The sequence below is a fragment of the Paraburkholderia bengalensis genome (assembly GCF_037126505.1).
GTDB classification, from domain to species: Bacteria; Pseudomonadota; Gammaproteobacteria; order Burkholderiales; family Burkholderiaceae; genus Paraburkholderia; species Paraburkholderia bengalensis.
Genome location: NZ_JACFYJ010000070.1, coordinates 1 through 19,979, shown reverse-complemented (window position 1 = coordinate 19,979; position 19,979 = coordinate 1). Strand labels below are relative to the sequence as shown.

The window sequence follows — 19,979 nt, the reverse complement described above, 5'->3', positions numbered from 1 at the left end:
TGAACGAACTCGCTTTCAAACCGTCACGCTCGCTGCCGGCAGGCGCTTTGCGATTTCCGCAATCAGGTCGCGCGCGAGCGTCTGCTTGTCCGCGCGCGGAAGCCGCGTGATGCCGGCGGCTTCGAACAATACGACTTCGTTGTCGTCGAGCCCGAACGTTTGCGGGCCGAGATTGCCGATCAGCAGCGGCACGTTCTTGCGCTTGCGCTTTTCTTCGCCGTTCGCATCGAGATCGCCGCTTTCCGCTGCAAAGCCGACGCAGAACGGCGGACGCGGCATTCTGGCGACAGACGCCAGAATGTCGGGATTCTCGACGAACGAAAACGACGGGATCGCGCGATCGGCCGTCTTCTTGATTTTGTGTTCGGCGACATGCTCGGCGCGCCAATCGGCGACGGCCGCGACACCGATAAAAATGTCGTGGCCAGGCACCGCGCGCATCACGGCGTCGTGCATCTGCTGCGCCGTCTGCACGTCCTCGCGATAAACGCCCCACGGCGTTTCGAGTCCGACCGGCCCGGCGACGAGATGCACATCGGCGCCCGCCTGCTGCGCGGCACGCGCGAGCGCGAAGCCCATTTTGCCGCTCGAGCGGTTCGTGATGCCGCGCACGGGATCGAGCGGCTCGAACGTCGGACCCGCTGTCAGCAGCACGCGGCGGCCCGCCAGCGTCTTCGGCGTGAAGAAAGCCGCGATCGCCTCGTAGACCGCTTCGGGTTCGAGCATGCGTCCGTCGCCCGTTTCGCCGCACGCCTGCGCGCCCGAATCCGGACCCAGCAACTCGATGCCGTCGGCGCGTAGCTGCTTGACGTTGCGCTGCGTCGCGGGGTTCATCCACATCTGGCGGTTCATCGCGGGAACGACGAGCAGCGGACAATCGCGCGCGATGCACAGCGTGGACAGCAGGTCGTCGCACAGGCCGTTGGCGAGCTTGGCGAGGAAATCGGTGGAGGCGGGGGCAACGACGATCGCGTCGGCTTCGCGCGACAGATCGATATGCGGCATGTTGTTCGCAATGCGCGCGTCCCATTGACTCGTGAAGACGGGACGGCCGGAGAGCGCCTGCATCGTGACGGGCGTGATGAACTGCGTCGCGGCTTCCGTCATCGCGACCTGGACGGCCGCGCCCGCCTTGACCAGCAGGCGCGTGAGTTCAGCGATCTTGTAGCAGGCGATCCCGCCTGTCATGCCGAGCACGATGTGCTTTCCGGCGAGTTCTGTGGCCAACTGATGCCTCCGACAAGACGTGATGACCGGCGCATCGGTTGAAGCGCGCCGGCTTCCGTACTGCAACTACCTGACGCAGGCGGCGCGGCTCGTCAGCGCAACACTCGCTCGTCGCCCGCGCGTCACCCGCACTCAGCGCGCGCCGCGCACGCGCCGCAATTCGTCGAACACCAGCAATGCGGCGCCGATCGTGATCGCGCTGTCGGCGAGGTTGAACGCCGGCCAATGCCATCCGCCGACATGGAAATCGAGGAAATCGATCACGTGGCCGTACAGCAGACGGTCGATCACGTTGCCGATCGCGCCGCCCATGATCAGCGAGAGCGCGGTGCAGAACAGCTTCTGATTGCCATGCCGCTTGAGCAGATAGCAGATCAGCAGTGCCGCGCCGACGCCCAGCGCCGTGAACGCCCAGCGCTGCCAGCCGCCCGCCATCGCGAGGAAGCTGAACGCGGCGCCGCGGTTGTAGACGAGCACGAGGTTGAAGAACGGCGCGACGGCATGCGACGAGCCGTACGCGAACACCTTCGCCACCGCGATTTTCGTCAACTGGTCGAACAGGATCACGATGACGGCCACGCCCAGCCACGGCGCGAGCGAGCCGCCCGCCGGTTTCGACAGCGTTCTGGACATTATGCCGCGCTCCTCGTTTCGCCGTTGCCGAACAGATTGCTGATGCAGCGGCCGCACAGCGTGGGATGCTCGGCGTTTTCGCCGACTTCCTTGCGATAGTGCCAGCAGCGTTCGCACTTCAGGTACTTCGACGTGATCACGTCGACGCCTTCTTCGTCGACGTTGTCCACCTTCAGCACCGTCGCACCCGACGTGATCAGCACGAACTTCAGATCGGCGCCGAGGCTCGCGAGTGCTTCATGACGCGCGCCGCTTGCGCGGATTTCGACTTCCGCCTGCAGCGACGATCCGATCTGGTTCGCGACGCGCGCCTCTTCGAGCGCCTTCGTGACGTCGCTGCGCACCGCGCGCAGCAGCGTCCACTTGTCGAGCAGCGCGGCCGCGTCGGCGACTTCCGGATACGCGTGGTACGTCTCGGTGAAGATCGTCTCGCGGTTCGGCTGGAACACCTTCCACGCTTCTTCCGCCGTGAACGACAGGAACGGCGCCATCAGACGCAAGAGACCCTGCGCGATGTGATAGAGCGCGGTCTGCGCGGCGCGGCGCGCGTTCGAATCGGGCGCCGTCGTGTACAGGCGATCCTTCAGCACGTCGAGATAGAAACCGCCCAGATCTTCCGAGCAGAACGTCTGCAGCTTCGCGACGACGGGGTGGAACTCGTATTTGTCGTAGTGCGCGAGGATGTCGTTCTGCAGATTGGCCGTCAGCGCCACCGCATAGCGGTCGATCTCCAGCCATTCGCCGACGGGGCGCGCGTTCTTCTCGAAGTCGAAGTCCGACAGGTTCGCGAGCAGGAAGCGCAGCGTGTTGCGGATGCGTCGATAGCTTTCCGTCACGCGTTTGAGAATTTCTTCGGAGATCGCGAGTTCGCCCGAGTAGTCGGTCGACGCAATCCACAAACGGATGATTTCCGCGCCCAGACGGTTCGACACCTCATGCGGGTCGATACCGTTGCCGAGCGACTTCGACATCTTGCGGCCTTCGCCGTCTACGGTGAAGCCGTGCGTGAGCAGCGCGTTGTACGGCGGACGGCCGTCGAGCATCGAGGCCGTCAGCAGCGACGAGTGGAACCAGCCGCGATGCTGGTCCGAGCCTTCCAGGTAAAGATCCGCCGGGAACTGCAATTCGTCCTTGTGCGAGCCGCGCAGCACATGCCAGTGTGTCGTGCCCGAATCGAACCACACGTCGAGCGTATCGCGGTTCTTTTCGTACAGATTCGCGTCGTCGCCGATCAGTTCGCGCGGATCGAGCGTCTGCCAGGCTTCGATGCCCGACACCTCGACGCGCTTCGCGACTTCTTCGAGCAGCTCCAGCGTACGCGGATGCAGCTCGCCCGTTTCCTTGTGCACGAAGAACGCCATCGGCACGCCCCACTGACGCTGGCGCGACAGCGTCCAGTCGGGACGGTTCGCGATCATCGCGAACAGGCGCTGCTTGCCCCACGACGGATAGAACGCCGTCGCTTCGATGCCTTCGAGCGCCGTTTCGCGCAGCGTCTTGTCGCTGTCCTTCGGCTTGATGTCCATGCCGGCGAACCACTGCGAAGTGGCGCGATAGATGATCGGCGTCTTGTGGCGCCAGCAGTGCATGTAGCTGTGCAGGTACTTTTCGGTGCGCAGCAGCGTGCCCGCTTCGTCGAGCGCTTCGACGATCTTCGGGTTCGCCGCCCAGATCGACAGCCCGCCGAACAGCGCGAGCGACTCGATATAACGGCCGTCGCCCATCACCGGGCTGATGATGTCCGAGTCGGCCATGCCGTGCGCCTTGCACGACACGAAGTCTTCGACGCCGTATGCCGGCGACGAGTGCACGATGCCCGTGCCCGTTTCCGTCGTGACGTAATCGCCGAGATACACGGGCGACGTGCGCTTGTAGCCCGGATGCGCGGACGCGAGCGGATGCGTGAAGCGCACGTTCGCGAGCTTCGCGCCCGGCGCCTTTGCGATGATCGTGCCTTCGATGCCGTACGACTTCAGGCAGTCCTCGACGCGCTCTTCAGCGAAGATCAGCAGACCGCGCGGCGTATCGACGAGCGCGTAGACGATTTCGGGGTGCACGTTCAGCGCCTGGTTGGCGGGAATCGTCCACGGCGTGGTCGTCCAGATCACGATGCCGCCTTCGTTGCGCGGCAGCGATGCGAGCCCGAACGCCTGCGCCACTTTCGCGGGCTCGGCGAACGGGAACAGCACGTCGATGGTCGGGTCGGTCTTGTCCTTGTACTCGACTTCCGCTTCAGCGAGCGCCGAGCCGCAGTCGAAGCACCAGTTCACCGGCTTCAGCCCGCGAAACACGTAGCCCTTCTCGATGATCTTCGCGAGCGCGCGGATTTCGCCGGCTTCGTTTGCGAAGTTCATCGTCTTATACGGGTTGTCCCAGTCGCCAAGCACGCCCAGGCGCCGGAAGCCCGCCTTCTGCTTCTCGATCTGCTCGGTTGCGTAGGCGCGCGCCTTCTGCATGACTTCGGCGGCGGGCAGCGACTTGCCGAACTGCTTTTCGATCTGGATTTCGATCGGCATGCCGTGACAGTCCCAGCCGGGCACGTAGACGGCATCGAAGCCCGCCATGTTGCGCGCCTTGACGATCATGTCCTTCAGGATCTTGTTCACCGCGTGGCCGAGGTGGATGTCGCCGTTCGCATACGGCGGGCCGTCGTGCAGGATGAACTTCTTGCGGCCTTTGGAAGCGGCGCGGATCTTCTCGTAGATCTTGCCTTCCTGCCATTCCTTGACCCATTGCGGCTCGCGCTTGGGCAGGTCGCCGCGCATCGGGAACGGCGTGTCGAGCAGGTTGACGGGATACCGGGCCTGCGGTTTCGAATCGGCTTTCTTGTTGCTCATGGTGAAGTAGCGGTGAATACGGTGTTAGGGCGCGGCATGCGCGAAGGTCTGGATGGCGCCGGTTGATGGGGACAACCGTGCGCCCGGCTTCGCGCGACACGGGGCTTTTGCAGATGCTGCATGCGGCGCCCGTCGATGCGCGGCGGACGGTACGTGCTTCGCATGGCGAGCCGCACGTACCGCGTCGGTCATCTAATTCGATCGGTCGCCGACGTGGCGAAACCGGTGGAGCGGCTGCCCGTCGCGTCGCCGACGGCTTCGAACCAGGCGCGCGCGTTCGTGACGTCGCGCGCGATTGCCGCTGTCAGCGTTTCGAGGTCGACGTACTTTTCCTCGTCGCGCAGTTTCTTCAGGAACTCGACGCGCACCAGCTTGCCGTACGCATCGCCGTGCCAGTCGAGCAGATGCACTTCGAGCAGCACGCGGCCGGAATCGTCGACGGTCGGACGCAGGCCGAGGCTCGCGACGCCCGGCAAAGGCTGATCGGCGATGCCGTGCACGCGCACGATGAAAATGCCCGACAACGCGGGACGCTTGTGCGCGATGGGCAGATTCAGCGTGGGAAAACCGAGATCGCGGCCGAGCTTCAGGCCGTGCACGACGTGGCCGCTGATCAGATAGTCGCGGCCGAGCGCGGCGCGCGCCGCGTCCAGGTCGCCCGCGATCAGCGACGTGCGCACGCCCGAACTCGAAATGCGCGCGCCCGACGGATCGGCGACGGTCGCCATTTGCTCGACTTCGAAGCCATGCTGCTCGCCCGCCGCTTTCAGCGACGCGAAATCGCCCGCGCGCTTTGCGCCATAGCGGAAGTCGTCGCCGATCATCACCCAGCGGGCATGCAGTCCGTTGACGATGATCCGCTGCACGAACGCATCTGGCGACTGGCTGGCGAAGGTGTGATTGAAATGCTCGACGACCACCCGGTCGACGCCGTTCATGCGCAGCGCCTCGAGCTTGTCGCGCAGCATCGCGATGCGCGGCGGCGCGCTGGCGGGATTGAAGAACTCGCGCGGGTGCGGCTCGAAGGTCATCACGCAGACGGGCAGGCCGCGCGCGTCGGCGGCCGCGCGGACACGGGCGAGCAACGCCTGATGCCCGCGGTGGACACCGTCGAAGTTGCCGATGGTCAGTGCGCAGGGCGCACGGCTCTCGGCATTGGGAAGACCGCGGAAGACTCTCACGATAGCGGGCGATGGATTTGAGCGGGCCAGATGCCGCAAAACAATCGATTATAAACGCACAGGGCCATACCCGGCGCCGCGGCGCGGAACGGGCATGGCCGAATGATAAAATCCGCGGATGAAAAATCTCGTCATTCTGATTTCCGGACGGGGCAGCAACATGGAAGCCATCGTGCGCGCCTGCGCGAGCGAGGGCTGGCCGGCGCGGATCGCCGCCGTGATTGCCAACCGTCCTGACGCCGCCGGCCTCGCGTTCGCGGCGTCGCAAGGCATTGCCACGGCAGTGGTCGACCACCGCCAGTTTCCCGATCGCGAGCACTTCGATGCGGCGCTCGCGCGTGAAATCGACAGTTTTGCGCCCGATCTCGTCGTGCTCGCCGGCTTCATGCGCGTGCTGACCGACGGTTTCGTCGATCGCTATGCGGGGCGCATGCTGAACGTGCATCCGTCGCTGCTGCCGAGCTTTGCGGGCCTCAAGACGCATCAGCAGGCGCTCGAAGCGGGCGTGCGGCTGCACGGCGCGTCCGTTCATTTCGTCACGCCGACGCTGGATCATGGGCCGATCGTCGCGCAATCGGTGGTGCCCGTGCTGACAGGCGACGACGCCGCGACGCTCGCCGCCCGCGTGCTCGAAACCGAACATGTGATTTATCCGCGCGCCGTGCGCTGGTTCGTCGAAGGGCGTCTCGCGCTCGACGGCCTGCGCGTCACCGTGACACCGCCCGAGCCGCAGTGGCTCTTCTTCGACACCACAAGCCAGAACAACGCCGGGGAGGGCGCATGAGACTGCATGGATTTCTGATTGGACAAACCGAGACTTTGCTCGCCGACGTCCTAACATTCACCGGCCCGGCCGATGCCGCGACCAGCCGTTTCTTCCGCGCGCATCCGAAGCTTGGCCACGGCGAGCGCGGCGTGATCGCGGAGGCGGTGTTCGCGGTGCTGCGTCGTCGGATGGAATTTGCGCATCTGGCAGAAAGCGGCACCGGCAATCCTAACCGCCGTATGGCGCTGCTCGGATTGATGCAGACGGCGGGCCGCACGGCGCTTAAGCCGTTCCTGTCGGAAGCGGAATCCGCCTGGCTGGAGCATGTGTCGAAGGTCGATCCGCAGAGCCTGCCGCTGCGCATCCGCCTGAATCTCCCCGACTGGATCTATCAGGCGCTCAGCCAGCGGTTCGAGGGCGAAGAACTCGCGCACCTCGCCGCCGCGCTGAACTACCCGGCGCCGCTCGACCTGCGTGCGAATCCGATCAAGGCGAGCCGCGACGAGGTGCTGTCCGCGTTGTCGAAGGCGGGCATCGAGGCGGGCGCCACGCCGTTCGCGCCGTTTGGCATTCGCGTGGTCGGCAAGCCGCCGCTGTCGAAGCTCGACGCGTTCCGGAACGGCTGGCTCGAAGTGCAGGACGAAGGCAGCCAGTTGCTGTGCTCGCTGGTGGCGCCCAGGCGCGGCGAGATGATCGTCGACTTCTGCGCGGGCGCGGGCGGCAAGACACTTGCGCTCGGCGCGATGATGCGCTCGACGGGACGCCTCTATGCGTTCGACATCTCCGACCGGCGTCTGGCGAAGCTGAAGCCGCGCCTCGCGCGCAGCGGCCTGTCGAACGTGAACCCGGTGCTGATCGACAGCGAGCACGACGCGAAGATCAAGCGCCTCGCGGGCAAGATCGATCGCGTGCTGGTCGACGCGCCCTGCAGCGGCCTCGGCACGCTGCGCCGCAATCCCGATCTGAAGTGGCGCCAGTCGCCGGAATCGATCGCCGAACTCACGCCGAAGCAGCTGTCCATTCTCACCAGCGCCGCGCGTCTCGTGAAAAAGGGCGGACGCCTCGTCTACGCGACCTGCAGCATCCTCGACGCGGAGAACGAAGGCGTCGTGCAGCAGTTCCTCGCCGATCATCCCGATTTCGAACTGGTGCCCGCGCGCGATGTGCTCGCCGAACAGCGCATCGAGCTGGACATGGGCGATTACCTGTCGCTGTGGCCGCACCGTCACGCGACGGACGGCTTCTTCGCCGCCGTGCTGGAGCGCCGCGGCTAAAGGCGCGCGGACGGGCTGCGCAAGGCCCGCAAGGATCCGCGCGGCCGTCGCAGAATCACGCAGTCAGGCCGGCACGCGCCGTGGGCGTCGCGGCCGGCTGCCGGAAACGTCATGCAGAACCATATCTTCTTTCACACGCTGGGCGACGTCGTGCGCGATTTCGGCCAGCCCGTCATCCTGTGGCAAGTCGGCGTGCTGCTCGGCACGCTGGCGCTTGCATGGGCTCTCGCACGGCTCGCTCGCCGCGCGCTCGACGCGCAGCGCGAGACCCGCTACGGCGCGCTGCGCTTCGGCGCGGAAGCCCTCAACCGGGCGCTGTTCCCGTTGCTCGGCGGCGTGCTCGTGTGGATTGCGCGCGCGATCGCCGGGCAGTTCATCCACACGTCGCTGCTCGATCTCGCGCTCGTGCCGCTGTTCGGCATCGGGCTGATTTACATCGTGTTCTACCTCGCGCGGCGCGTGTTCGGCCGCGACGGCAGCACGCATACGTGGCTGTCGCTGGTCGAAAAGCTGGTGTCGCTGATCGTGTGGATCGGCATGGTGCTGACTGTGATGGGCATTCAGAACGACGTGCTCGCGTGGATGGCGAGCGTCCAGTTCCGGATCGCCAACACCCGTCTGTCGCTGCTGTCGCTCATGTCGGGCCTCTTGTGGGTGTGCGTGACGATGATCGTGGCGATGTGGCTCGGCGCCGCGCTCGAAGACCGGCTGATGCGCTCGGGCTCGCTCGACGCAAACCTGAAGGTCGTGCTGTCGCGCGTGAGCCGCGCGCTGCTGATTCTGGCGGCGATCCTGATCAGCCTGTCGCTGGTCGGCATCGACATCACGGTGCTCGGCGTGTTCGGCGGCGCGCTCGGCGTCGGTCTTGGCTTCGGCTTGCAGAAGATCGCGAGCAATTACGTGTCGGGTTTCATCATTCTGATCGACCGGTCGCTGCGCATCGGCGACACGATCAACGTCAGCGGCCTGCAGGGCATGGTCACGCAGATCCGCACGCGCTACACGGTCGTGCGCGGGCTCGACGGCATCGAGACGCTGATTCCGAACGAAAAGCTGATCACCGACGTCGTGCAGAACCAGTCGTCCTATCTGACGCGCGGCAACGCGAAGGCGACCGTGCAGGTCGCCTATTCGACGGATGTCGACAAGGCGATGGCGCTGCTCGTCGAGGCGACGCGCGGCGTCGAGCGTGTCTTGCAGGACCCCGCGCCGACGCCTTATCTGGCAGGTTTCGGCGCGGACGGCATCAATCTCGAACTCGGCTATTGGATCGCCGACGCGGCGACGGGCACGTCGGGCGTGCGCTCGAACGTCAACCGCAACATCTGGCGGCTCTTCACCGAAAACGGTATTTCGATTCCGTACGCGCAACGCGACGTGCGCATCGTTTCCGGCACCGGCGCGGGCGTCAGCGACATCATGTCGCAGTCGGTAACGATGACTGGCCGCGCCGCCAACGAGCCCGGTAACGCGGCCTGAGAAGGCCGCTGCGCGCGCCGGAAATAGCCGTTTCGACCCTTTTCGACTGCGGTTCCCGTTGACGCAGCACAACGATTTCCTTTTTTGTTACAGACACTTGGAACCGTTGGCGTAAAATATCGTCCTAAATCTGTGCTTTGCTTTCACTTTCTTGACATCCGCCGTTGTATCCTTGCGCGAATGTCTTCCGTTCCTCAGGTAAATGGCCTTGTTGAATTCCCTCCTTGATTTTCTTGCCCACGGCGCCCTGCGTTTCTCGTGGTGGCAAATCCTGTTGTGGACGCTCGCCGTCACACACGTGACGATCATCGGCGTCACCGTCTATCTGCACCGCTGCCAGGCGCACCGCGCGCTCGACCTGCATCCTGTTGCGAGCCACTTTTTCCGTTTCTGGCTGTGGATGACCACGGGCATGCTGACGGGTCAATGGGCCGCGATACACCGCAAGCATCACGCGAAGTGCGAGACGGAAGAAGATCCGCACAGCCCGCAAACGCGCGGCATCTGGAAGGTGTTGCTGGAAGGCGCCGAACTCTACCGCTCGGAAGCGAAGAACGAAGAGACGATGCGCAAGTTCAGCCACGGCACGCCGAACGACTGGCTCGAGCGCAACGTCTACACGAAGTATCCGATTCTCGGCGTGAGCCTGATGATGGTCATCGACGTCGCGCTGTTCGGCATCGTCGGCCTGACGGTGTGGGCCGTGCAGATGATCTGGATTCCGTTCTGGGCGGCCGGCGTGGTGAACGGCCTCGGACACTTCTGGGGTTATCGCAACTTCAACTCGTCGGATGCCAGCACGAACCTGATCCCGTGGGGCATCATCATCGGCGGTGAAGAGCTGCACAACAATCACCACACGTACGCGACGTCGGCGAAGCTGTCGAACAAATGGTACGAGTTCGACATCGGCTGGATGTACATCCGCATCATGTCGGCTTTCCGTCTCGCCAAGGTGAAGAAGCTCGCGCCTACGCCGCGTCTGACCACCGGCAAGCTCGTGCTGGATCAGGACACGCTGCAGGCCGTGCTGGCGAACCGCTACGAAGTGATGGCGAGTTACGCGAAGGCGATCAAGCGGGCTTATCGTCAGGAACTTGCGCACCTGAAGGAAGTGGGCGCGCGCGAGAAGTATCAGTTGATGCGCGGCGCGCGCAACTGGTTTCACAAGGAAGAGGCTGGCCTTGACGAGCCGCAGCGTCTTCAGCTGCCGCAGATTTTCGCGAACAGCCAGAAATTGCGCACCTACATCGAGTTGCGCAACGAACTGGCGGCAATGTGGGAGCGTTCCAACGCCTCGCGCGAACAACTGCTGGTGCAATTGCAGGATTGGTGTCACCGCGCCGAACAAAGCGGCATCAAGGCGCTGCAGGAATTTGCGATGCGCCTGCGGCGCTACGCCTGATCTTCGACGAAATCTATTAAACTTTCGTTACGTCACAAAACCCCGCGTTGGCGGGGTTTTGCTTTTTGGGCCGCCGGAATGGCTGTCGGCGGCAGTATCAGCGGGGCAGAGGAGATCATGAATCAGGCGATCAGGAGCGTCGAGTACGACCGTCCGCAGGGCGCGGCCTGCAGTGTCGGCCAGGCTTGGGCGAAAGTCCCCGATGCGCCGTCGGCGCAGGAACGGCTGGCTTTGAAAGAGCGCATTCGCGGCTTGCTGACGCGAGAAAAGGCGGTGCTCGTCGCGCACTACTACGTCGATGCGGAACTGCAGGAGCTCGCCGACGAGACGGGCGGCTGCGTGGCCGATTCTCTGGAAATGGCGCGTTTCGGACGTGATCATGACGCTCAGACGCTGGTCGTCGCGGGCGTGCGTTTCATGGGCGAGACAGCGAAAATTCTGAGTCCGAACAAGCGCATTCTGATGCCGGATCTGGATGCGACTTGTTCGCTCGATCTCGGCTGTCCCGTCGACGAATTTTCCGCATTTTGCGACTCGCATCCGGACCGTACGGTCGTCGTCTATGCGAACACGAGCGCGGCAGTGAAGGCGCGGGCCGACTGGATGGTGACGTCGTCGATTGGGCTCGAGATCGTCGCGGATCTGCACGCGCGCGGCGAAAAGATCATCTGGGCGCCGGACCGGCATCTTGGCGGCTACATCCAGAAAAAGACTGGCGCCGACATGCTGCTCTGGCAAGGCTCGTGTCTCGTGCACGACGAGTTCAAAGGTGTTGAACTCGATCTCGTGCGCGCCGACTATCCGCACGCGAAGGTGCTCGTGCATCCTGAATCGCCGGAGAGCGTCGTCGCGCAGGCCGATGTGGTCGGCTCGACGACGCAGCTCATCGATGCGGCGCGGAACAGCAGCGCGACGCATTTCATCGTCGCGACCGATCTCGGCATCTTGCACAAGATGCGGCTGGCGGCGCCCGGCAAGACCTTTATCGAAGCGCCCACGGCCGGCAATAGTGCGACGTGCAAGAGCTGCGCGCATTGTCCGTGGATGGCGATGAACGGTCTGCGCAATCTCGCGGACGTGCTTGAGCGCGGCAACAACGAAATCTTCGTCGACGCGGCGATCGGCGAGCGCGCACGTCTGCCGATCGACCGGATGCTCGATTTCGCCGCGCGGCACAAGAAGCGCGTGCAGGCGAGCGGCGATCTCGGGCGCGATAACGCGCTGTTCTCGAACGTCGGAGCGGCGTGATGGGCGCGAATGAACAACGAGACCTGAGCGACGCCGTGTCGCCGCTTTTTTCGGAGATCGAAGCGCAGTACGGCGCGGCTTTCAGTGCGGCGATCGCGCGCAATGTCACCGATGCGCTCGCGGAAGACGTCGGCAGCGGCGATCTGACGGGCCTGCTGGTTCCCGCTGACGAAATTCGCGACGCGCGCATCATCGTGCGCGAAGAGGCGGTGCTGTGCGGCGTGCCGTGGTTTAGCGAAGTGATGCGCCGCGTCGATCCGCGTATCGAAGTGTGCTGGCGTTATCGCGAAGGCGACAGGATGTCGGCGGATTCGGTGGTGTGCACACTGCGCGGCCCGGCACGCTCACTGCTGACGGCTGAGCGAAACGGCCTGAATTTTCTGCAGATGCTCTCTGGTGTGGCCAGCGCCACCCGCAAGTTTGCCGACGCGACGGCGCACACGCGCGCGCGCGTGCTCGACACGCGCAAAACGCTGCCCGGCCTGCGGCTGGCGCAGAAGTATGCGGTGCGCGTGGGCGGCGGCGCGAACCAGCGGCTCGCGCTCTATGACGGCATCCTGATCAAGGAAAACCACATTGCGGCGGCGGGCGGTGTCGGTGCGGCGATGCAGGCGGCGCTCGCGCTGAACGCGGGCGTGTCGATCCAGATCGAAGTCGAAACGCTGGAACAGCTCGAGTCCGCGCTCGCGCACGGCGCGCGGTCCGTTCTGCTCGACAACTTTTCGTTCGATATGATGCGAGATGCCGTGCGAATCACGGCCGGGCGCGCTGTGCTTGAAGTGTCGGGCGGGGTAAACTTCGACACGATCAGGCGGATCGCTGAGACAGGTGTGGACCGCATTTCAGTCGGCTCGCTAACCAAGGACGTGCGCGCGACGGATTTTTCGATGCGCATCGTCTGATCGCGCTTTGCAGGGCGGTTCGGGAAAAGGCCATCGTCGGTCAGTACACGGCGATGGCCCGTTTCATGGATCACTCGACCCGCCAGGCCGCTACACGGTCCGGTTCGGCACGCGCTCAGGCGCGAGCACGGTCGGCAGCGCCTTCGGCAGTGTGTTCGGCCAGTCGCGGCTGTAGTGCAGCCCGCGGCTTTCGCGGCGCGAACGCGCGCTGTCGACGATCAGCGATGCCACGTCGACGAGATTGCGCAGTTCGAGCAGATCGCGGCTCACCTTGAAGTTTGCGTAGTACTCGTGGATTTCGTCGCGCAGCAGCGCCAGCCGATGTTTCGCGCGCGCGAGGCGCTTGTCCGTGCGCACGATGCCCACGTAATTCCACATCAGACGGCGAAGCTCGTCCCAGTTGTGGGCCACGACCACTTCCTCATCCGGGTCCGAGACGCGGCTTTCGTCCCAGTCGGGCAGCGGCGCGTGCACGGCGGCGCCGAAGCCTTCGTCTTCGATGGCCTGTGCCGCGGAGCGGCCAATCACGAGGCACTCAAGCAGCGAGTTGCTCGCCAGCCGGTTCGCGCCGTGCAGCCCCGTGCACGACGTCTCGCCGACGGCATACAGTCCCGCCAGATCCGTGCGTCCGGCCAGATCGGTCACGACGCCGCCGCACGTATAGTGGGCCGCCGGTACGACGGGAATCGGCTCTTTCGTGATGTCGATGCCCAGTTCGAGACAGCGCGCAAGAATGGTCGGGAAATGCTCTCGCAGGAACTCCGGCGACTGGTGGCTGATGTCGAGATACACGCAGTCGATACCGCGTTTCTTGATCTCGAAGTCGATTGCGCGCGCGACGATATCGCGCGGCGCCAGCTCGGCGCGCGGATCATGATCGGGCATAAAGCGGGTGCCGTCCGGCAGCTTCAGAACGCCGCCTTCGCCTCTGACGGCTTCTGAAATCAGAAACGATTTGGCGTAGGGGTGAAACAGACAGGTCGGATGAAACTGGATGAATTCCATGTTCGACACGCGGCAGCCCGCGCGCCAGGCCATGGCGATGCCGTCGCCCGTCGCCGTATCCGGGTTCGTGGTGTAGAGGTAGACCTTGCCGGCGCCGCCCGTGGCGAGCACGGTGTGGGGGGCTTCGATCGTCACGGTGCGGCCGCTGGCGAGATCGAGCGCGTACAGGCCGTGACAGCGGCGCCCCGGCAAGCCGAGCCGGTCTGAGGTGATCAGATCGATCGCGTAGTGATCTTCGAGCAGCGTGATATTGGGATGTTGCCGCACCCGCTCGCTCAACGTCGCGACGACGGCGTGGCCGGTCGCGTCGGCCGCGTGAATGATCCGGCGGTGGCTGTGGCCGCCTTCGCGCGTCAGGTGAAAGCCGAGCTCTGCCGCATCGTCTTTCGTGAACGGCACGCCCTGGTCGATCAGCCATTGAATCGCCGCGCGGCCGTGCTCGACGATGAAACGTGTCGCGGCTTCGTCGCACAGACCGCCGCCCGCGATCAGCGTGTCGTCGACGTGATCCTCGACGCTATCGCCTGAATCGAGCACGGCGGCGATCCCGCCTTGTGCCCAATCGCTGGCGCCCTCTGTCAGCGAACGCTTGGCGATCACGGCGACGCGCCGCGTCTGCGCGAGATTCAGCGCGACACTCAAACCGGCTAGTCCGCTGCCGACAATCGCTACATCGAAGTTCATCTCCTCTCTCCGTCGTGTTGCGCGGCTGGTGCGGCTAGCGCCGCCACGGCCGTTCGATTGGAAAACCGAACAGCATACGCGTCGAAGCTGGCGAGGGAAAGCTGGCCGAACGGCGAAGTCTATTGCGGGCGCCGAAACAGCGTGGGACGAGCGCAGAGGGCAATGCCGAAGGCAATGCTCGGCCCAAATGCAAAAAGCCCCGCGTGAAGCGGGGCTTTTTGTCGTCGACAGGCTGAAGACTCAATTACTTGATCTTCGTTTCCTTGTACGCCACATGCTTGCGAACGACGGGATCGAACTTCATGATCTCCATCTTTTCCGGCATGTTGCGTTTGTTCTTCGTGGTCGTGTAGAAGTGACCCGTACCAGCGGTCGATTCCAGCTTGATCTTGTCGCGTGCGCCCTTAGCCATGATTTACTCCTTAGGCTTCGCCACGTGCGCGCAGGTCAGCGAGCACGGAGTCGATACCGTTCTTGTCGATCAGGCGCAGGCCGGCGTTCGAAACGCGCAGGCGCACCCAACGGTTTTCGCTTTCAACCCAGAAACGGCGGTTTTGCAGGTTCGGGAGAAAACGACGCTTGGTCTTGTTGTTTGCGTGGGAAACGTTGTTGCCGCTCATCGGCGCTTTCCCAGTTACTTGGCATACGCGTGCCATGAGAGCACTCCTAATACGCTAATTCTGAGTTCGAACGCCGTGAAGTTTCCCGGGAAAACATGAGGACCGAGCCGTAGCCGACTTGAATCGCTTGCTTTCCGAGAAGGCCTTGAGGCTTCGGAACAGGGGTTGGAAAGAGGCAAACCGCAATCTTAGCAGAAAAACAGCCGAAAAATCAAACCTTATTTGCAACCCAAGTCACGCCAAGCCACGCGCCCGGCCGCTGCCGCGTGGCTTCCCGCGTGCCGCATGCAGCGCGGTTCACGGCCAGCCCGCGCGGGCAAAAGAAAACGTCTCGCTCGCGCCGATCACCAGATGGTCGATCAGTTGCACGTCGATCAGCGCGAGGGTATCGCGCAGCACGCGGGTCAGCTGCCGGTCGCTTGCGCTTGGCTTGACGGCGCCAGACGGGTGATTGTGCGCGACGATCAGACTCGCCGCGTTCACCGACAGCGCGCGCCGGACGATTTCGCGCGGATAGACGGCCATGCGCGTCAGCGAGCCGCGCGAGTTCTCTTCGGACCGGATCAGCCTGTGCCGCGTATCGAGAAAAAGGCAGATGAACACCTCGTACGGCCGCGAGCCGATCAGGAGCCGCAAATAATCTTCGACGGCTTCCGGCGAATCGACCAGCGGACGCTCCCGCATTTTTTCGACGAGCGAGCGCCGCGCCATTTCCATGATGGCGAGCAGTTGCGCGCGCTTGGCCGGTCCGACGCCGCGCACGCCGTCGAAATCTTCCGGGGTTGCGTCGAGCATCGCGCGAAGCGAGCCGAAGCGCTGCAGCAGCGAACGTGCGACGTCGAACACATGGTGACCGGCCAACCCCGAGCCGAGCACGAGCGCGACCAGTTCCGTGTCGGACAACGCCGCCGGGCCCGCTGCGAGGAGCCTTTCGCGCGGCATGTCGCGCTTCGGCCACGCGGGCGCGCGCGGCGGCGGCGACGTTTCCGCGGCCTTGAGCGGCATGGCTATGGGCGTGGCTATCGTGTCGTCCATGACAACGTTCCTCGAAATTCAGGTAAAGCGGCGACGAGCCGCCGCGCAGCAACGTTCCAGCCGGCTGCGGATATGTGGCTTACAATAGAGCCTTTGCGCACGGCGCCCCAAGGCTTTGCCGGGCCTTCCGTGCGCGCGACCCGCGCCGCGGCGTCCATGCGCCGCGCGCCACGACCGAACGAGTACCGCATGAGCATCATCGACATCTCCGAAGTGAAATCCGGTTCGCACGTCACGCTTCACTACCGGCTTTCGCTCGCCGATGGCGCCGAGATCGTCAGCACCTTCAACGACAAGCCCGCTACCTTGCTGCTGGGCGCGGGCCAGCTGGCGCCGCCGCTGGAAGATATTCTGCTGGGATTGAAGGTGGGTCACCACTCTACCTTTCAGCTACAGCCCGGTCAGGCATTCGGCCCGCGCAACCCTGAACTGATCCAGCGCGTGTCGCTGGCCACGCTGCGCGAAAACAGCATGATCGGCGAGGATTTTTCTCCCGGCGATCTCGTCGAATTCAATGCGCCGGGCGGCGGACGCTACGCCGGCGTGCTGAAAGAGGTCGGCGAAACCTCGGCGCTGTTCGATTTCAACCATCCGCTCGCCGGCCAGGCGCTGACGTTCGAAGTCAAAATCATCGGGATTCTGTAAACATGAGCATTACGGACACGACTCTCGCCGAAGCTGAAATCCTGCTTGCGCAACCGCGCGGATTTTGCGCCGGCGTCGATCGGGCGATCGAGATCGTCGAACGCGCCATCAAGCTGTACGGTTCGCCGATCTACGTGCGTCATGAAATCGTTCATAACGCGTATGTCGTCGAGGATCTGCGCAAGAAGGGCGCGATCTTCATCGAGCAGCTGGAAGAAGTGCCGTCGGGCAGCACGGTGATCTTCAGCGCGCACGGCGTGTCCAAGGCCGTCCGCGCGGAGGCCGAAGAGCGCGGGCTGCGCGTGTACGACGCAACGTGTCCGCTCGTCACCAAGGTTCACATCGAAGTCGCGAAGATGCGTGCCGACGGCTTCGACATCGTGATGATCGGCCACAAGGGTCATCCGGAGGTTGAAGGCACGATGGGGCAGACGGCCCAAGGCATGTACCTCGTCGAGGATATCGATGACGTGCAGGCGCTGCAGCTCGCCGATCCGCACCGGATTGCCTACGTGACGCAAACCACGTTGTCCGTCGACGATGCCGCGCAGATCATCGGCGCGCTGAAGGCGAAGTATCCGGACATCAAGGAGCCGAAGAAGCAGGACATCTGCTACGCGACGCAAAACCGCCAGGATGCCGTCAAGTTCATGGCGCCGCAGTGCGATGTCGTGATCGTGGTCGGCAGCCCGAACAGCTCCAACTCGAACCGGCTGCGCGAGCTGGCCGAAAAACTCGGTGTGCCGTCCTATATGGTCGATTCGCCCGATCAGATCGATCCCGCGTGGGTCGCCGACAAGCGCCGCATCGGCGTGACGGCCGGCGCGTCGGCCCCGGAAGCGCTGGCGCAGGCTGTAATCGCGCGGCTGCGCGAGCTTGGGGTGCGCAATGTGCGCGCGCTCGAGGGCATCGAGGAAAACATCGCGTTTCCGCTGCCGCGTGGGCTCGGTCTGCCGGCCTGACGAACTGTCCCCATCCGAAAAAGCGCGCCGAGGGCGCGCTTTTTGTTGCCCTCGCTTTGCTCCGATTCCTTCATAAAACGGTGCCAGATCAACCAAAATCTCGGCAAACACGGTGGCGAGGCGAACATTATTTTTGATTTTGGCGGCGTAATTTGGGCACATCGGCGTGATCGATCCCCGTTTTTCGTCCGATGTTTACGGCGGCTGTCTGTTCGCGCACAAATATGGTGCATCAGCGTGCGAACATGGTCGTGCGAAGCCGATATGCGCGGAAGCCCATACCGCCGGCCTCGCGCGGAAGCGGCGGCAACATGTGGTGTGGCAAGGCGTCGTCGCTGGTGCAACTGATGCACGAATTTATGGCGCAACCGGGTTGCGATGAATGCGCGCTAAGTGCCTGCGGATATGGTTGCAATGCAGGAAAACCCTGCGCATTCAACAATATTGCCCGTCGCAAAATTGGAGTTACAATGCGCGCGTTCTCAGGGCTCGAGCGCCTCGGAACACCAGATTTAGCAAGGCGCAGGAGACCTATTTAATGCGAGTCAAGTTTGCTTGTGCCGTGTCCATCGCGGCCGTGGTCGCGATGTCGACCGCGTGCGGCAAAAAAAGCGATGGCGAAGCGGGCACGAGCGCGTCGGCGGCCGTGGCGGCGTCCGCGCCCGCAAGCGAAGTGACTATCGTGAAAATCGGTCATGCAGCTCCGCTGACGGGCGGCATTGCGCATTTGGGGAAGGACAACGAAAACGGGGCGCGTCTCGCTATTGAAGAGATCAACGCGCAGGGGTTGACCATCGACGGCCGCAAGATCCAGCTGCAACTCGACGCGCAGGACGACGCCGGCGACCCGAAAACGGGCACGCAGGTGGCGCAGAAGCTCGTCGACGACCATGTGGTCGCCGTCGTAGGGCATCTGAATTCGGGTGTGTCGATTCCGGCCTCCAAGATATATAGCGACGCGGGCATTGTGCAGATCTCTCCGTCCTCGACGAATCCGGCCTATACGCAGCAGGGCTTCAAGACGACCTTCCGGGTCGTCGCGACCGATGCGCAGCAGGGTCCGGCGCTGGCGAACTACGCGACGAAAGCGCTCGGCGCGAAGCGGATCGCCGTCGTCGACGACGCGACTGCCTATGGCAAAGGTCTTGCTGACGAATTCGCGAAGACGGCCGAAGCGGGCGGCGCGAAGATCGTCGCGCGCGAGGCGACCAATGACCGGGCCACGGATTTCCGGGCCATCCTCACGAAGATCAAAAGTGCCCAGCCGGACGCCATCATGTTCGGCGGCATGGATGCAACGGGCGGGCCGTTCACGAAACAGGCAGCGGCGCTCGGAATCAGGGCAAAAATCCTTGGCGGCGACGGCGTGTGCACCGACAAGGTAGGGGAGCTGGCAGGCAGTGCAGTCCAGAACCTCGTATGTTCGGAAGCAGGTCTTGCGCTTTCGAAAATGGAAAGGGGAGCGGACTTCGAAAAGAAGTACGACGCACGCTTCCACACGCCGGTGCAGATTTACGCGCCGTTCACGTATGACGCTGTGTACGTGATCGTCGATGCAATGAAGCGCGCCAATTCGATCGAGCCGCCCAAGGTGCTCGCTGCGATGCCTTCGACCGATTACACGGGTGTCATCGGTCACATCGCATTCGACGACAAGGGCGATTTGAAAGAAGGCGCGATTACGCTTTACGACTTCAAGGACGGCAAGAAGGCGGTCCTCGACGTCGTGAAGATGTAATGACGGGACGTACAGCCTGACGGCACCGGACCATCCGACGGTGCCGTTTTTGCATCCGCGTCGGGCGCGAGGGCAGTTGCAACCCAGCTGCCAACAACGCCCGGCGAAGACAACTTTACCGGTCTTTAATATCAGTACCCGCAGTGCCGTTGCGATTTGCGTGAAGCATCAGCGCCAACCGGCAGATGTAGAGCGCGAATCCAGTCGCACGGGCTAAGGAGCATTAAATGGATATTTTCATCCAGCAGATTCTCAACGGGCTGGTGCTTGGCAGTGTCTACGCCATCATTGCACTGGGCTACACGATGGTGTACGGCATTCTCGGCATCATCAACTTC

Annotated in this window: 17 protein-coding genes and 1 pseudogene; 10 read left to right on the top strand and 8 right to left on the bottom strand. The window is 63.7% G+C overall.

Annotation, left to right across the window (positions count from 1 at the left end):
- Positions 1-15 precede the first annotated feature (15 nt).
- The 4 genes from coaBC to H3V53_RS30695 form a co-directional block, all read right to left on the bottom strand.
- Positions 16-1,227, bottom strand: coding sequence for a bifunctional phosphopantothenoylcysteine decarboxylase/phosphopantothenate--cysteine ligase CoaBC (coaBC, locus tag H3V53_RS30710; RefSeq protein WP_336601073.1), 1,212 nt, complete (start codon positions 1,225-1,227; stop codon positions 16-18).
- Between the two features lie 132 nt (positions 1,228-1,359).
- Positions 1,360-1,860, bottom strand: coding sequence for a signal peptidase II (gene lspA, locus H3V53_RS30705; RefSeq protein WP_054916878.1), 501 nt, complete (start codon positions 1,858-1,860; stop codon positions 1,360-1,362).
- Positions 1,860-4,697: an isoleucine--tRNA ligase gene (gene ileS, locus H3V53_RS30700; protein WP_336601072.1), complete on the bottom strand. Its 2,838-nt coding sequence runs from the start codon at positions 4,695-4,697 to the stop codon at positions 1,860-1,862. Before ileS ends, lspA begins: the two co-directional genes overlap by 1 nt.
- Positions 4,698-4,885: 188 nt before the next feature.
- On the bottom strand, positions 4,886-5,878 hold the full coding sequence (locus tag H3V53_RS30695; RefSeq protein ID WP_054916877.1) for a bifunctional riboflavin kinase/FAD synthetase: 993 nt from the start codon (positions 5,876-5,878) through the stop codon (positions 4,886-4,888).
- Between the two features lie 118 nt (positions 5,879-5,996).
- On the opposite strand from H3V53_RS30695, the gene purN reads away from it, so the two are divergent.
- The 6 genes from purN (at position 5,997) to nadC (ending at position 12,952) form a co-directional block, all read left to right on the top strand.
- Positions 5,997-6,662: a phosphoribosylglycinamide formyltransferase gene (gene purN, locus H3V53_RS30690; RefSeq protein ID WP_336601071.1), complete on the top strand. Its 666-nt coding sequence runs from the start codon at positions 5,997-5,999 to the stop codon at positions 6,660-6,662.
- Positions 6,659-7,918, top strand: a complete 1,260-nt coding sequence (locus H3V53_RS30685; RefSeq protein WP_336601070.1) for an RsmB/NOP family class I SAM-dependent RNA methyltransferase — start codon at positions 6,659-6,661, stop codon at positions 7,916-7,918. The genes purN and H3V53_RS30685 overlap by 4 nt, the downstream gene beginning before the upstream one ends.
- 111 nt (positions 7,919-8,029) lie before the next feature.
- Positions 8,030-9,397, top strand: coding sequence for a mechanosensitive ion channel family protein (locus H3V53_RS30680; RefSeq protein WP_336601069.1), 1,368 nt, complete (start codon positions 8,030-8,032; stop codon positions 9,395-9,397).
- A 208-nt stretch (positions 9,398-9,605) separates the two neighbouring features.
- Positions 9,606-10,802 (top strand): DesA family fatty acid desaturase, encoded by a 1,197-nt coding sequence (locus H3V53_RS30675; protein WP_054916874.1) that lies wholly within the window; start codon positions 9,606-9,608, stop codon positions 10,800-10,802.
- A 117-nt stretch (positions 10,803-10,919) separates the two neighbouring features.
- Positions 10,920-12,050 carry a quinolinate synthase NadA gene (nadA, locus tag H3V53_RS30670; RefSeq protein WP_336601068.1) on the top strand — a complete coding sequence of 377 codons (1,131 nt, stop codon included), beginning with the start codon at positions 10,920-10,922 and terminating at the stop codon, positions 12,048-12,050.
- Positions 12,050-12,952, top strand: coding sequence for a carboxylating nicotinate-nucleotide diphosphorylase (gene nadC, locus H3V53_RS30665; RefSeq protein WP_336601067.1), 903 nt, complete (start codon positions 12,050-12,052; stop codon positions 12,950-12,952). Before nadA ends, nadC begins: the two co-directional genes overlap by 1 nt.
- Positions 12,953-13,042: 90 nt before the next feature.
- Here nadC and nadB read toward each other — a convergent pair whose 3' ends face one another.
- The 4 genes from nadB to radC all read right to left on the bottom strand — a co-directional run bounded on the left by nadB (position 13,043) and on the right by radC (position 16,266).
- Positions 13,043-14,641 carry an L-aspartate oxidase gene (gene nadB / locus H3V53_RS30660; RefSeq protein WP_336601066.1) on the bottom strand — a complete coding sequence of 533 codons (1,599 nt, stop codon included), beginning with the start codon at positions 14,639-14,641 and terminating at the stop codon, positions 13,043-13,045.
- A gap of 244 nt (positions 14,642-14,885) precedes the next feature.
- Positions 14,886-15,053 (bottom strand): 50S ribosomal protein L33, encoded by a 168-nt coding sequence (rpmG, locus tag H3V53_RS30655; RefSeq protein WP_007586229.1) that lies wholly within the window; start codon positions 15,051-15,053, stop codon positions 14,886-14,888.
- Positions 15,054-15,063: 10 nt separating this feature from the next.
- Entirely contained in the window at positions 15,064-15,297 is a 234-nt protein-coding gene (rpmB, locus tag H3V53_RS30650) for a 50S ribosomal protein L28 (RefSeq protein ID WP_004186391.1), read from the bottom strand.
- A gap of 261 nt (positions 15,298-15,558) precedes the next feature.
- A complete protein-coding gene (radC, locus tag H3V53_RS30645; protein WP_336601084.1) occupies positions 15,559-16,266 on the bottom strand; it encodes a RadC family protein in 708 nt (235 codons plus the stop codon).
- 219 nt (positions 16,267-16,485) lie between these two features.
- Between radC and H3V53_RS30640 the strand changes: the two genes are divergently transcribed.
- From H3V53_RS30640 to H3V53_RS30625, 4 genes and pseudogenes are all read left to right on the top strand, one after another.
- The gene (locus H3V53_RS30640; protein ID WP_336601064.1) at positions 16,486-16,941 is read left to right on the top strand and encodes an FKBP-type peptidyl-prolyl cis-trans isomerase; all 456 of its coding nucleotides are present in this window, start codon (positions 16,486-16,488) and stop codon (positions 16,939-16,941) included.
- Positions 16,942-16,943: 2 nt separating this feature from the next.
- Entirely contained in the window at positions 16,944-17,903 is a 960-nt protein-coding gene (gene ispH / locus H3V53_RS30635; RefSeq protein WP_336601063.1) for a 4-hydroxy-3-methylbut-2-enyl diphosphate reductase, read from the top strand.
- Positions 17,904-18,441: 538 nt separating this feature from the next.
- Complete coding sequence (locus tag H3V53_RS30630; protein ID WP_054916866.1) at positions 18,442-19,641, top strand: ABC transporter substrate-binding protein; 1,200 nt, start codon at positions 18,442-18,444, stop codon at positions 19,639-19,641.
- 227 nt (positions 19,642-19,868) lie between these two features.
- A pseudogene (locus H3V53_RS30625) lies at positions 19,869-19,979 on the top strand (branched-chain amino acid ABC transporter permease); the annotation flags it as partial.